Below are 14,528 nucleotides of genomic sequence, written 5' to 3' on the forward strand. Positions count from 1 at the left end.
AACGGAAACGTTTCCGAAAAAGAAAACGCAATCACTACTGCAACTCTTGTTTTTCTTTAGAAGGAGGAAAAAACATGAAAGCGAAAAAGACTCTCTCCGTGACCCTGGCCGCCGCGATGGCAGCCGGTCTGCTGGTGGGCTGCGGCGGCAGCGCCTCCACGGCCACCTCTACCGCAGAGGCCGCTTCTACCGCGGACTCCACCTCTACTGCTGCTTCTACCGAGGCTGAGGCCCCCGCAGCAGCCGGCAAGGTCTACTACCTGAACTTCAAGCCCGAGCAGGATGAAGCCTGGCAAGATCTGGCCAAGAAGTACACCGAGGAGACCGGTGTTCCCGTCACCGTCGTGACCGCCGCTTCCGGCCAGTACGAGACCACCCTGATGAGCGAGATGGCCAAGAGCGATGCGCCCACCCTGTTCCAGGTCAACGGCCCTGTCGGCTTGGCCAACTGGAAGGACTACTGCTACGACCTGTCCGGCACCAAGATCGCCGGTGATCTGACCAGCGACACCTACGCCCTGAAAGACGGCGACCAGATGCTGGGCATCGGTTACGTTATCGAGAGCTACGGCCTGATCACCAATAAGACCCTGCTGGAGAAGGCCGGCTACACCGTTGACGACATCAAGAGCTTCGACGACCTGAAGAAGGTGGCCGAGGACATCACCGCCCGCAAGGACGAGTTGGGCTTCTCTGCCTTCACCTCCGCCGGTATGGACGGCTCCTCTGACTGGCGCTACAAGACCCATCTGGCCAACCTGCCCATCTACTTCGAGTATCAGGAGGACGGCATCGACAACACCGACGCCATCAAGGGCACCTATCTCGACAACTACAAGAATATCTTCGACCTGTACATCAACAACTCCACCTGCGATCCTACTGAACTGGCTGGCAAGACCGGCGACGACAGCCGCAACGAGTTCCTGAACGAAGAGGCCGTTTTCTACCAGAACGGTTCTTGGGAGTACACCAACCTCGTCGGCGACGGCAAGCCCTTCACCGATGACGATCTGACCATGCTGCCCATCTACATTGGCGTCGGCGATGAAGCCAACCAGGGCCTGTGCACCGGCACCGAGAACTACTGGTGCGTCAACAAAGAAGCCAGCGAGGACGACATCAACGCAACGCTCGACTTCATGTACTGGTGCGTTTCCTCTGACGAGGGCACCAAGGCCATGGCTAACGACATGGGCTTCGTTATCCCCTTCAAGAATGCTGTCGAGTCCCCCAACGTCTTCGTCAAGGCCGATAAGGAAATGACCGCCGCCGGCAAGACCCCTGTGGCCTGGAACTTCTCCACCATGCCTTCCGAGAACTGGAAGAACGGTGTCGGCTCTGCTCTGACCGCCTACGCCGCCGGTACCGGCAGCTGGGATGACGTTGTCACCGCCTTTGTCGATGGCTGGGCTTCTGAGGCTGCCCTGAACGCAGCTGCGTAAGTAGTGGGTACGCAACTGTAACGCATTACAATTCTTTGCAAACGTTTTTCTCCTAAAATCTCCTAAACATTTCTCTTAAACTGTTTTCTCCAGTTTTTCTCCTTATCCTCTTTCATCACCGGTCAGCGGGGCGGGCGGATTCGCCCGCCCCGCTCCATTTTTGCAACAGGAAATCTAAACAAAGGGGGGCTTTTCCATGGAAAAAGCCATTAAGCGCTATTGGCCAGTCTTTGTACTGCCCACCCTCATTGCCTTTATCATCGGCTTTGTGTGGCCTTTTATCTGGGGCACCGGGCTGTCGTTCTGCAAATTCACGACGGTCAAAAACGTCCAGTTCGCGGGGCTGAGCAACTACAAGATGATTCTTATGGATGACACCTTCACCCATGCATTCTGGTTCACGGCGGCGTTCACCGTTGTATCCACCGTGCTCGTCAATGTGCTGGCATTCGCCATTGCGCTGCTGCTCACCCGCGGTATGCGCGGTACCAACGCGTTCCGTACCATCTTCTTCCTGCCGAACCTCATCGGCGGCATCGTGCTGGGCTACATCTGGCAGATCCTGCTCAACGGCCTGCTGTCCGCCTGGGGCAAGTCGCTGCTGGCGTTGAACGCCACCTACGGCTTCTGGGGCCTTATCATCCTGATGTGCTGGCAGCAGATCGGCTACATGATGATCATTTACATCGCCGGCTTACAGAACGTGCCCACCGACCTCATCGAGGCCGCACGCATCGACGGTGCGACCTCCAGCCAGACTCTCTTTAAAATCAAGATCCCCATGGTCATGCCCAGCGTGACGATTTGCACGTTCCTGACGCTGACCAACTCTTTCAAGCTGTTTGACCAGAACCTGTCCCTGACGGCAGGCGAGCCCGCCAAACAGTCCATGATGCTGGCCTACAACATCTACGATACCTTCTATGCCCGCTCTGGACCTCAGTGGAAGGGCATCGGCCAGGCGAAGGCCGTCGTATTCTTCCTGTTTGTGGTTGTCATCTCGCTGCTGCAGCTGCATTTTACCCGCTCTAAGGAGGTGCAGGCATAATGGGTGCTACCAAAAAAGACCGCCGCATCAATGCGGTGCTGTCCGTCCTGCTGACCATCCTGTGCATTGCCTGGATGTACCCGGTGTTCATGATCCTGATGAACTCCTTAAAGACAGAGCGTGCCATCACCACGACCCACGCCTTTGAACTGCCGAACGCCGAAACCTTCGTCGGGCTGAAAAACTACATTTACGGCATTCAGGAAATGGACTTTTTGTCCTCTTTCTGGTATAGCTTAGTCATCACGGTCTCGTCCGTCGCACTGATTCTGCTGTGCTGTTCGATGTGCGCATGGTATATCACCCGCGTGCAGGGCGTGCTCGGCAAGGGTATGTACTACCTGTGCGTGTTCAGCATGATCGTTCCCTTCCAGATGGTCATGTTCACGCTGGCCAAGACCGCGGATACTTTAAAGCTGAATAACCCCTACAACATCTGCATCATCTATCTTGGCTTCGGCGCGGGCCTGGCAGTGTTCATGTTCACCGGCTTTGTCAAGAGCATGCCCATCGCCATTGAGGAGGCCGCCATGATCGACGGCTGCAATCCCCTCCAGATCTTCTTCAAGGTCGTCTGCCCGATTCTGAAGCCAACGATGATCTCCACCGCCATCTTGGAAACGATGTGGGTCTGGAACGACTACCTGCTGCCCACGTTGGTGCTGGATATCAAGACCTACCGCACCATCCCCATGGCGATCCAGTATTTCCGCGGCAGCTACGGTAAGGTGGAAATGGCCCCCATGATGGCCTGCATCATGATTACGGTGCTGCCGGTCATCGTGCTGTACCTGCTCTGCCAGAAATATATCATTGACGGCGTTGTGGCCGGTGCGGTCAAGGGGTAAACTCAGCCGAACCAGAAAAGAGGTCCGGTTTTATGACCATCAAAGATATTGCGCGGGAATCCGGCTTTGCCATCGGTACGGTGTCGCGGGCGCTGAACAACGCCCCCGGCGTCAGCGCCGAGACGCGGCAGAAGATCCTGGAAGTCGTGAACCGCCACAACTATGAACCCAACGCAAACGCAAAGCATTTAAAACAGCAGGCCAATGACGGCATTGCCCTGATTGTCAAAGGCACGCAGAATATGCTGTTCGCCGATATTTTAGAGCAGCTGCAGAGCGTGATTGAAGAGAGCGGCTACGTGGCGACCGTCTATTACATCGACGAGGAAGCCAACGAGGTCGCCCAGGCCCGGCGCATCTGTGCGGAGCGCAAGCCCTACGGCATCCTGTTTCTGGGGTCGAACCTGGAGTATTTCACCCCTGATCTGGAAGATTTGGGCATCCCCTGCCTGCTGCTGACCAACAGCGCGGCCACGCTGCGCATCGCCAACCTTTCCAGCGTGTCGGTCGATGATATGGCGGCGTCCGACCGGATGATCGAGTACCTGTACAAACAGGGCCATCGGCGCATCGGCATCATCGGCGGCAAGCCGAACCTGTCCCGCCCGAGCCTTGCGCGTCTGGCAGGCTGCCAGAGCGCCATGCTGCGGCTGGGCCTGCCCTTTGAGATGGAAAAGCAGTACGCCTACGCACGGTTCTCGCTGCGCAGCGGGTACGAGGCGATGGAGTATCTGCTGGACCACAGCCCCGATATCACGACAGTGTTCGCCATGTCGGACCTGATGGCGCTGGGAGCCATCCGCGCTTTGCAGGATCACGGGCTGCGGGTGCCGCAGGATATCTCGGTAGCCGGGTACGACGGCATTGCCCTGGGGCAGTACAGCATCCCGCGCCTGACGACCATCCGGCAGGATATGGAGCAGCTGGCCCAGCGCAGTGCAAAAATTTTGCTGCACTGCATTGAAGAACCCGGCCGCGCCGTACACGAAGTCGTCCCCTTTGATTTGATCGAAGGGGAGAGCGTGGGCAAGGTTTGACGACTTTGCAAAAACAGCGCCGCCATGTAGGGGCCGCACATGTGCGGCCCGCGGCCTTGCTGTAGGTGCGCGTTTGCCGGAAGGCTGAGGGCCGGGCATACCCGGCCCCTGTGGTGCTTGTTGTAGGGGGCGATGCCTGGCATCGCCCTGCGTACGGCATCGTTGCAGGGGGGCGGCGTCCCCGGCACCCACCCCGCGTTTACATTCAAAAGAAAGAGGTTTTCTCTGATGAGAGCAAGCGGCATTCTGATGCCTATTTCCAGCCTGCCCTCGGCCCATGGTATTGGCGCTATGGGTGCGGAGGCACGCCGATTTGTGGAGTTCCTCTCCAAGGCCGGGCAGGCATATTGGCAGATCTTACCCATCTGCCCCACCAGCTACGGCGACAGCCCCTATCAGTCCTTCTCGACGTTTGCGGGCAACCCGTATTTTATCGATCTCGACGAGCTTGCCAAACGCGGCCTGCTTCTGCCTGAGGAATATGAGAACATCGATTGGGAATCCGCCCCCGATACCATCAACTACGGTGCTCTGTACGAAAAACGTTACAAGGTGCTGCGCTGCGCGGCAAACCGTTTGCTGGCAAAGCCCAACGCCGCCTACCGCAAGTTCGTGAAGGAAAACGCCTTCTGGCTGCCGGACTACGCGCTGTTCATGGCACTGAAGGACGCCCACGGCGGGGCCTGCTGGCTTGAGTGGGAAGAGCCGCTGCGCCGCCGCGAGCCGGAGGCCCTGAAAGCGGCCCGCGAGCAGTACGCCGACGATGTGGCTTTTTGGCAGGTGGTGCAGTACCTGTTCTACGCCCAGTGGAACGCGCTGAAAGGCTACGCCAACCGCATGAAGATCGACATTATCGGCGATCTGCCGATTTACGTCGCGCTGGACAGTGTCGATGTGTGGAGCTGCCCGCAGGAGTTCCAGCTGGACGAAAACCTGCTGCCCACCGAGGTGGCAGGCTGCCCGCCAGACGGCTTCTCGGCCACCGGCCAGCTGTGGGGCAACCCGTTGTTTGACTGGGACGCCATGGCCAAGACCGGCTATGCCTGGTGGGTGCGCCGCATCCGCCATATGTGCAGCATCTATGATGTGGTGCGCATCGACCACTTCCGCGGGTTCGCGGGATATTACGCCATCCCCTACGGCGACAAGACCGCCGAGCATGGCCGCTGGCGCGAAGGCCCCGGCTATGCGCTGTTTGCCGCCATCAAGAAAAAGTTGGGCAGCCCCCGCATTATCGCGGAGGATCTGGGCTTTTTGACCGAGGATGTCAACGCCCTGCTGAAAGAGTGCGGCTACCCCGGCATGAAAGTGTTGGAGTTCGCCTTTGACAGCCGCGACGGCGGCGACTACCGCCCCCACAGCTACCCGAACAACTGCATCGCCTACGTGGGTACCCACGACAACGAGCCGGTCAACGGCTGGATGGAGACCGCCGCGCCCGAGGATGTGGAGCGCGCCGTGCGCTACCTGAACCTGACGAAGAAAGAGGGCTACCACTGGGGCATGATGCGCGGCGTCTGGTCGAGCGTGGCCGACTTGGCCGTTGTGCAGGCGCAGGATGTGCTGGGCCTTGGGCATGAGTCCCGCATGAACACGCCGTCGACTTTGGGCGGCAACTGGTGCTGGCGCGCCGAGCCGGGGGTGTTCAACTCCCGCCTGGCCCGCCGCCTGCACGACCTGATGGAACTGTACGGCAGACTGCCCGAATAAACAAACGACCGCCGCAGCGCGTGAAAAGCGCCGCGGCGTTTTTTTGCCCTCCCGAGGGGAGGCTTTATGCAGTGTGGCCACAAATACAATATTTTCCCATTGACCTTACAGGCCGGATACAGTATTCTATTAGTAGTATAAATTCTAAAGAGGTGTTTTCCCGATGAAAGTGTGTCAGAAATGCCATACGCCTGCCAGGTATGATACGCAGAAATTCTGCTCGGTCTGCGGCACGCCGTTCCCGGATATGACGCCCGCGGAACCCGCCGCCCCGGCCCGGCAGCCGGCCCAGCCGGCCCAGCCGGTGCAGCCCGCGCCCCAGGCCCCGGTGCAGCCGCCTGTCCAGCCTCCGGTGCAGCCCTACGCCCAACAGCCGCAGAACCCCTTCGGCGCAGCGGCCCCGCAGCCCGAACAGCCCGGGCAGCCGAAAAAGAGCAAGCTGCCCATCATTATTGCGGCAGTCGTGGTCGTAGTTGTTGTGGCTGCCGCTGCGGCGGTGTTCTTCCTGCGCGGCAGCAAGGACAATGCAGCCACCCTGCCTGCCGCCGAGCCGGTCGCCACCGAAGCTGCCGACGCGGCGACGCCCCAGACGCCCGCCCCGGCGGACAGCGCCGCAGCAGCCCAGACACCCGCGCCCGCTGTTACGCCCCAGCCTGCCCAGACCCCGGCCCCTGCGGCGGCGGTCGCCACCGATACCCAGGTTGTGCTGCGCAACGCGGCGGCCAACGGCACCATTACGGTGGACGGTAAGGCGGTGGACTTTGCGTACGTGGGCAACGACGCGGTCATCCCCCGCAGTAGCCTGTCCGACGTCTGCCAGGTGCGCATCGTGGCCGACAACGGCAACGGCGGCTACCAGACCGCCGCCGTCTGGTACAACAAGGACTACGGCAATGAGCTGACCTTCGGCGCAGACTACGGCGCTTACACCGACTGCGACGCCACCGGCCTGGCAAAGCCCGGCGACAAGGTCGTGGATGTGCTGACCTGGGCGTTCTACCGCTCCTTCCAGGAAGCCATCAACGATGGAAATTCCTCGCTGCTGCGCTATTCCACGGCGGACAACTCGACCCGCTGTGCTGCGGAGATTCGCAACTACACCGGCAACACCTACGACCTGGGCAACTTCCAGGCTGTCAGTGACCCGGCCTCCATCAAATACACCGATGGCCAGGTCATCTACAACGGCCACTTTGTTGCCAACTACACGGACAGCGGCAGCAGCTACACGGCGGACCATCACCGCACGCTGCGCCTTGTGTGGGAGGACGGCATCTGGAAAGTGGACGCCTTTTCGCTGCTGCCCGACGGCGCGTACAGCGCCACCACCTACGCGCCCCTGCCGTAACCATCCCATAGAAGGTACGCATGAAAAATACGAAGTTGAAACTCGCGGCGGTGTCGCTGGCCCTGCTGCTGGCGGGCTGCGGCGCATCGGCCACGGTGGAACCGCAGCCGACGCCCGCCGCAGCCTTGGCCCCCACGGCGGCCCCGGCAGTGACCGAAGCCCCAGCCGCCACGCCGGAGCCGATCCCGCCCGAGAGCTATGACCAGCGGGACGAGACGTTCCGCGCCCGGCACGACGGCACGGAAGTGACGGTACACGCTACCGTGACCACGCCTGCCGAGGGCGCGGGCTGGCCGCTGGTGGTGCTCTGCCACGGCTTTACCGGCAGCCGGGGCGGCGACGGCCACTTTGGCCCGCTGGCCGCACGGCTGGCCCATGCAGGCATTGCCAGCATCGCCATGGACTTTCCCGGCTGCGGCGAGAGCGAGGAACCGTTCACGGCCTACACCCTTACGAACATCCGCGCTGACATGACCGCCGCCATTGCCTATATGGGGGTGACCTACGGTGCGGACACGAACCGGCTGGGGCTGGTGGGCCACAGCATGGGCGGCCGCGCCGTCAGCCTGTACCTGGACGGCCGGGACTACCCTGTGACCGCCGCTGCCCTGTGGAGCCCGGCGGACAATACCGGGCTGGATGGGCTGGAATTTCTGGCCCATGATGCCGACGAGCGGGCGGCCCTGCGCCAGACCGCCGACGAAAACGGCAGCGTCGAGCTGCCCCAGTGGGGCGTGGCCGCCGGTGCGGCCCTGTTTGACGAGATGGCCGCCAGCGACCCCTGCGGCGTGCTGGCCGGGTATCCGGGGGCGCTGCTGGCGGCATTCACCGGCGGTGACGCCGAGCTGTTGAGCGAGGATACCGTGGCCCTGGTGCAAAACACCCTGGCAACGCGGGACCTGCCGTTTGTCGATATGACAAACGATTTCCCCGACGCCAACCACAACTACCAGGCCGCCGAGGGCAGCGACGCCAGTGATGCGGAAATTGCCGCCCGCATTGAAAACGCCACGGCAGAGTTTTTGGTTTCGGCCCTGCGCTGACCGTTACAGTGCCGCGCCCTGGCTGAGCTGCGCCTGGCAGAAGGCGAAGAACCGCTGCGCCGCCGCAGGCTGCAAGGCCCCGCGCTTGCGGCAGAGATAGGCCGTGCGCCCCGGGTCGGGGTCGGTCAGCGGAATGATCTTTAAATCCATGCAGCGCAGAACAGGGTGGTCGGGCACGATGGCAATGCCAAAGCCCGCCGCCGCCATACCGGCTACGACGGTATCTTCCTCCGTCTCGTAGGCAATTTTTGGCGTTGCGCCGATTTTTTGGAACAGGGCATCGATGGGGCGGCGCAGGCCGCCGCGCTTGGAAAAATACACAAACGGATAGGGCAGCGTCTCCCGCAGGGTGACGCTGCTTTTTTGTGCCAGCGGGTGGTTTGGCGGTGCCACGACGACGAAGGGCGACCGGGCAAAGGCGACGTTTTCAAACACCGTGTCGTCGCCGGGGTGGCTGACGAAAGCCATGTCGAGCCGTTCCTCGGCCACGGCTTGCAGAAGATCGGCGGTGAAGCTGCTCTCGGTGTGCAGCTCAAAGCGGGTATGTTCGTTGCCGGATGTGGCAAGAAATTTTTGCATCAAGTCCGGCACAGTCTGGGCCGCCAGCTTGCGGATGTCGCCCAACAGCACCAGCCCGCCGCCGCGGCCCATCTCCTGTAAATCCTGCGTTCCGGCGTCATGGCGGGCGCGGGCGCAGGCACGATCTACCCGGCCTGCCTGCCTACGGCCCTCAAGTGGTTCCCCGACAAGGCCGGTTCTATCTCCGGCCTTGTGCAGGCGGGCGCATCCTGCGGCCCCTTCATCATGTCGCCCATTGCCCAGTGGCTCATTGACACCTACGGTGCGCAGATGGCCTGCCGCATCCTGGGCAGGCCGATGCGCACAGCGGCCCCTGCAAGGGGAATGGAAAATCCGCTGACGACATATTTACACTGCCCTGAAATTGTGCTATACTATTTCTGACCGACCGGTCGGTCAGAATGAAAGGGAACGCAGCTATGCCGAAATACAGTGTAAAAAAACCATTTACGATACTGGTGGCGGTCATACTGGTGCTGGTGCTGGGCTTTGTCAGCCTGACCGGCATCCAGACCGACCTGCTCCCCGCGATGAACCTGCCCTACCTGCTGGTCATGACCACCTACCCCGGTGCCAGCCCTGAGCAGGTCGAGGCCGACGTGACCCAGCCGCTGGAAAACGCCCTCTCGGTGCTCAACGGCGTCAAGAATGTCACGAGCCAAAGCAACGAGAATTACAGCCTGATCTTCCTGGAATACCAGGATGATACCGACATGGACAGCGCCATGGTCAAGGCCAGCACGGCCGTGAACCAGCTGGGCGACGCCCTTCCGGATATGGCGTCCACTCCGACGCTTATGGAAATCAGCCCTGACATGATGGCGACCCAGTATGTGGCGGTCGATTATGACGACATGGATATCTACGAGTTGTCCGACTATGTCAGCGAGAACGTGCTGCCCCAGCTGGAACGCGTGGACGGCGTGGCGAGTGTTTCAACCACAGGACTTGTGGAAAAGTCTGTGCAAATCACGCTGGACCAGGATAAAATCGACGCAGTGAATGACAAACTGCTGGTCAAGGTCAGTGACCGCCTGGCCGACGCGAAAAAAGAACTGGACGATAACAAGAAGAAAATCAACGACGGCCTGAAAGAACTCGACGACGCCCAGGCCCAGCTGGACGCGGGCAAATCCGAGCTGAACACTCAGAAAGCCGACGTGACGACCCAGCTGCGGGACGCCATCACCGAACTGGACAAACAAATCCCTGAGCTGGAAAAGAAAATCGCCGATTTGAAAACCGATATCGACGACGCGAACCGCAAGCTCGAGGACGCCAAGAACGCCGACACCACCCTGCCGGAGGTCACGCTGCCCATCGACGACGCGCTGTTTGCCAGCTGCAAGCAGATTTTGGCTGCGTGGGACCCCCAATATAACGCCAATGATCTGCCCGCCAACCTGGCCGAGGCCAAGGGCAGCACGGCCAAGATGGGCGCAATGGTCAACGCCATCGAGCGCGCCACACAGAACATCAACAGCACCGCTGCCGCGGAAAACCTGTTGGAATCCGGCATGGACGTGGCCCAGAGCGCGGCCTACCTTGACGCCCAGTACACGGCGCTGACCGGGCGCATCCAGGCGTTGGATGCGGAAATCGCCGGGCTGGAGGATGACAAGGCCGCCGCCGAGGGCGACGAGGCCCAGCAGCAGGTGATCCAGGCGCAAATCGACGCCAAGCGCGCCGAGCAGGCGGGCTACCAGAAAATTCTGGACGAAAATGCCCCCCGCCGCGCCCGCCTGACCGAACTGAACGGCTGCCTGACGACCCTGTCCACGACCAGCACGGCGCTGAATAACGCGACGGTATTGCTGCAGGCCCGCCAGCAGGCGGAGGCCGGGCTGAACGAGGGCATGAAGCCGCTGCAGCAGGCCTTGAACGAGACCGTGCAGGCGCTGAATGACCAGCTGACCAAAGCCCAGGAAATACTGACCCAGCTCAACGACCAGCGCGCCAAGATGGAATCCGCGCTGGCAAGCCTGGGTGACCCCGCCGTGGACCCCGCCATGGCCGATGTGGCCGTGCAGCTGCTTTTGAGCGGCAGCGAGGCCCAGCTGCAGCTGGGCGAGTTCCAGATATCCAGCGGCCGTACCCAGCTGGAAGCCGGTAAGACCCAGCTGGAAGCCGCGCAGGAGGAGTACGACTCCGCCCGCGAGGAAGCGCTGAAAAACGCGAACCTGGATCAGCTGCTGAACATGGCGACACTGACCCAGCTGATTGCGGCCCAGAACTTCTCGATGCCCGCCGGTTACATCGACGGCGGCGCAGGGGACGACAACCGCTACATTATCAAAGTGGGCGATGCCTTTGCCGACGCCGACGAGCTGAAAAACATGGTGCTGTGCAATATTGACGGCATCGGGGATGTGCGCCTGGCCGACGTGGCCGAGGTCGAAATGACCGACAACGCCGACGACGCCTACGCCAAGGTGGACAAAAACCGTGCGGTATTGCTGTCTATCTACAAGAGCTCGACGGCCTCCACCTCCACCGTCTCCAACGCGGCCAACGCCGCCATGGAAGAAATGATGGCCGAGACCGAGGGTCTGCACCTGACGCCCATCATGGACCAGGGCGACTACATCAAGCTTATCGTCAACAGCGTGCTCTCGAACCTTATCGAGGGCGCGATCCTCGCGATCATCGTGCTGGCGCTGTTCCTGAAAGACCTGCGCCCCACCATCGTTGTCGCCATCAGTATGCCGCTGAGCGTGCTGTTTGCCATCGTATGGATGTACTTTACCGGCATCACGTTTAATATTCTGTCCCTGTCCGGCCTGGCGCTGGGCGTCGGTATGCTTGTCGATAACTCGGTCGTTGTCATCGAGAACATCTACCGCCTGCGCGGGCGCGGCGTGCCTGCCCCCCGCGCGTCGGTGCAGGGCGCACGGCAGGTGGCCGGGTCCATCGTGTCCAGTACGCTGACGACCATCTGCGTATTCCTGCCGCTGGTGTTCACCACCGGCATGGTGCGCGAACTGCTCAGCGATATGGCATGGACGATTACCTTCAGTTTGCTGGCGTCCCTTATCGTGGCGCTGACCGTCGTGCCCTGCGCGGGTTCCACGGTGCTGAAAAAGCAGAAGGATATCAAGCACCCCTGGTTCGACAAGGCGCTGAACGGCTATGAAAAGCTGCTGCGCTTCTGCCTGCGCCGCAAGGCTGTGCCGCTGACGCTGGCAATCGTGCTGCTGGGTGTCTCCATCTGGCGCGTGGCGACGATGGGCGTTGTCATGATCCCGGATATGAGCAGCAACCAGCTGACCGTCACGGTCAACGTGCCCGACGACACCGCCAAGGAGGATGCCTTCACAACGGCGGACAGCGTCATGGACGCCATCATGACGGTGGACGGCGTGGACACCGTGGGCGCAATGTCCGGCAGCCCCAACAGCATGGTCATGATGGCGGGCAGCAGCGCCGCTACCGACAACACGGCGTTTACTTACTATGTCCTGCTGGGCGACAAGGCCCCGAAGGCCAAGGTCGTGGAGCAGGAAATCTACGACAAGACGGCCGATCTGAACTGTGAGATCGACGTGAATTCCAACGGCTTGATGGATATGAGCGCCCTGTCCGGCTCCGGCATCGAGGTCGATCTCTACGGCAACGACCTGGATGATCTGAGCGCCGCAGGCAAACAGGTCATCGAGGTCATGAACGGCATCGACGGCATCGTCAACCCTACCGATGGCCAGGACGCCAGCGATGCCGAGGTGAACATCACCATTGACAAGGACAAGGCCATGCGCATGGGCCTGACCGTGGCGCAGGTCTACCAGCAGATCGCCGCCAAGCTGACCACCGACACCACCGCCACGACCTTGAAAGCGGGCGGCACCAGCTACACCGTGACCATTGTGGACAAGACCGACACGCCGACGCTGGACGATATCTTCAACATGGAGTTTGAGACGACCACCACCGACGAGGATGGCAACACCGTAAAGGAGACCCACACCCTGGGCGAGTTCGCCACCCGTACCACCACGGCGGGCTACACTGAGATCAGCCGCGAGAACGGCTCCCGTCAGCTGTCCATCACCAGCGAGACGGCGGAAGGGTACAACACAACGCTGATTTCCCGCGAGCTGGAACCCAAGCTGGCCGAATTGCAGCTGCCCGACGGTGTGACCGCCGAGCTGGCGGGCGAGACGACCCAGGTCACCGAGATGCTGGGCCAGATGGCGAAGATGCTGGCGCTGGCGCTGCTATTCGTCTACTTTGTCATGGTCGCGCAGTTCCAAAGCCTGCTGTCGCCGTTCATCGTTCTGTTCACGATTCCGCTGGCCTTCACCGGCGGTATGCTGGGCCTGATGGCCACCGGCGAGCAGCTGTCGCTCATTTCGCTGATGGGCTTTCTGGTATTGATGGGTGTCGTCGTCAACAACGGAATTGTGTTCGTTGACTACGCCAACCAGCTGCGCATCGGCGGGTTGGAGCGCAGCGATGCCCTTGTCGCTACCGGCCGGACCCGTATGCGCCCGATCCTGATGACGACGCTGACCACCGTGCTTGCCATGGTCACGATGCTGTTCGGCACCGATATGGCCAGCGAGATGAGCACCGGCATGGCTATCGTCATTATTGGCGGTCTGAGCTACGCCACGCTGATGACGCTGTTCATCGTGCCTGTGCTGTATGATCTGTTCTACCGCAAGCCGCCGGTGAATATCGACGTCGGTGATGACGGCATGGATGACCTGCCCGACGATGCCGCTGAGTTTGCGGCCGAATTCGCCGCCCGCCGTGCCGCCGAGAATGCGGCCAAAGCGCCCGCCGAAGAAAAGCGCCGCCCGGATCTGAGCCGCGCGGCCCACGCCCCGGCGGAAAACGAGACGCCCAACGAGGAAAAGGAGGCGGACCACGATGCAGAATGACCAGCAAGCCGCCCGCAAGGCCGCCGTGTATGAGGCTGCGCTGCAGCTTATCGGCCAGGGCGTCAGCCCTGCCGCGCTGAAAATACAGCAGCTTGCCGATGCCGCCGGTATCGGCAAGGGCACGGTGTACGAGTATTTTTCCTCCAAAGAGGAAATTTTGCAGGGCTTGGCCGAGTACTGCTTTGCCCGGGAAAACGAGCGTGTCCGTGCCATGTTCGCCGACTGCACGACGCTGGCCGGGCTGGAAGAACGCATTACCGGCTATTTACAGGACATTGCCGCCAGCCGGATGGGCAGCTACAAGATGATCGCCGAGACGCTGGGAATGCCCCGCAGGACGGGTGCTATGCCCGCCTGCATGGCCGAACTGAAAGAAATCGTAAGTGAACTGCTGGCGCGGCTGCAGGCGGCGGGGGAAATCGCCCCGGAGCTTGGCATGGAGTATTGCTATATGTCGCTGCTTTCCGCCGTTGTAGGCGGCCTGATGGGCCTGTGCTATGCCGCTGACCACGACCGCACCGTGGAAGACCTGATGGATAACCTGCGGCTGATGATACGAAGGACCTTAGGAAAATAAAAACTGCAGC

At 61.1% G+C, this 14,528-nt stretch carries 11 protein-coding genes; 10 read left to right on the forward strand and 1 reads right to left on the reverse strand.

Translation table 11 applies throughout. The features are described from left to right. Positions 1-74: 74 nt before the first annotated feature. From ACZO0A_RS01320 to ACZO0A_RS01350, 7 genes are all read left to right on the forward strand, one after another. Positions 75-1,445, forward strand: coding sequence for an ABC transporter substrate-binding protein (locus ACZO0A_RS01320; RefSeq protein ID WP_417336538.1), 1,371 nt, complete (start codon positions 75-77; stop codon positions 1,443-1,445). Positions 1,446-1,641: 196 nt separating this feature from the next. Continuing rightward, on the forward strand, positions 1,642-2,493 hold the full coding sequence (locus ACZO0A_RS01325) for a carbohydrate ABC transporter permease (protein ID WP_291210497.1): 852 nt from the start codon (positions 1,642-1,644) through the stop codon (positions 2,491-2,493). Then, a complete protein-coding gene (locus tag ACZO0A_RS01330; protein ID WP_294719693.1) occupies positions 2,493-3,341 on the forward strand; it encodes a carbohydrate ABC transporter permease in 849 nt (282 codons plus the stop codon). The genes ACZO0A_RS01325 and ACZO0A_RS01330 overlap by 1 nt, the downstream gene beginning before the upstream one ends. Before the next feature lie 32 nt (positions 3,342-3,373). Next, on the forward strand, positions 3,374-4,378 hold the full coding sequence (locus ACZO0A_RS01335) for a LacI family DNA-binding transcriptional regulator (RefSeq protein ID WP_215691821.1): 1,005 nt from the start codon (positions 3,374-3,376) through the stop codon (positions 4,376-4,378). 225 nt (positions 4,379-4,603) lie between these two features. Further along, complete coding sequence (gene malQ, locus ACZO0A_RS01340) at positions 4,604-6,088, forward strand: 4-alpha-glucanotransferase (protein ID WP_365946726.1); 1,485 nt, start codon at positions 4,604-4,606, stop codon at positions 6,086-6,088. Between the two features lie 163 nt (positions 6,089-6,251). Further along, positions 6,252-7,436, forward strand: coding sequence for a hypothetical protein (locus ACZO0A_RS01345; protein WP_486845941.1), 1,185 nt, complete (start codon positions 6,252-6,254; stop codon positions 7,434-7,436). A 20-nt stretch (positions 7,437-7,456) separates the two neighbouring features. Further along, positions 7,457-8,479, forward strand: coding sequence for an alpha/beta hydrolase family protein (locus tag ACZO0A_RS01350; protein WP_302375704.1), 1,023 nt, complete (start codon positions 7,457-7,459; stop codon positions 8,477-8,479). Between the two features lie 3 nt (positions 8,480-8,482). Here the strand turns inward: ACZO0A_RS01350 and ACZO0A_RS01355 are convergent, their stop codons facing one another. Further along, positions 8,483-9,130 carry a LysR substrate-binding domain-containing protein gene (locus ACZO0A_RS01355; protein ID WP_302375703.1) on the reverse strand — a complete coding sequence of 216 codons (648 nt, stop codon included), beginning with the start codon at positions 9,128-9,130 and terminating at the stop codon, positions 8,483-8,485. A gap of 27 nt (positions 9,131-9,157) precedes the next feature. On the opposite strand from ACZO0A_RS01355, the gene ACZO0A_RS01360 reads away from it, so the two are divergent. From ACZO0A_RS01360 to ACZO0A_RS01370, 3 genes are read left to right on the forward strand one after another with little or no spacing between them, the layout of a single operon-like run. Then, the gene (locus ACZO0A_RS01360) at positions 9,158-9,442 is read left to right on the forward strand and encodes a hypothetical protein (RefSeq protein ID WP_302375701.1); all 285 of its coding nucleotides are present in this window, start codon (positions 9,158-9,160) and stop codon (positions 9,440-9,442) included. Between the two features lie 35 nt (positions 9,443-9,477). After that, positions 9,478-13,941, forward strand: coding sequence for an efflux RND transporter permease subunit (locus tag ACZO0A_RS01365; RefSeq protein ID WP_302375700.1), 4,464 nt, complete (start codon positions 9,478-9,480; stop codon positions 13,939-13,941). Next, on the forward strand, positions 13,931-14,518 hold the full coding sequence (locus tag ACZO0A_RS01370; protein ID WP_215691814.1) for a TetR/AcrR family transcriptional regulator: 588 nt from the start codon (positions 13,931-13,933) through the stop codon (positions 14,516-14,518). Before ACZO0A_RS01365 ends, ACZO0A_RS01370 begins: the two co-directional genes overlap by 11 nt. Positions 14,519-14,528: the final 10 nt, after the last annotated feature.

The sequence above is a fragment of the Gemmiger sp. genome, from assembly GCF_057431175.1.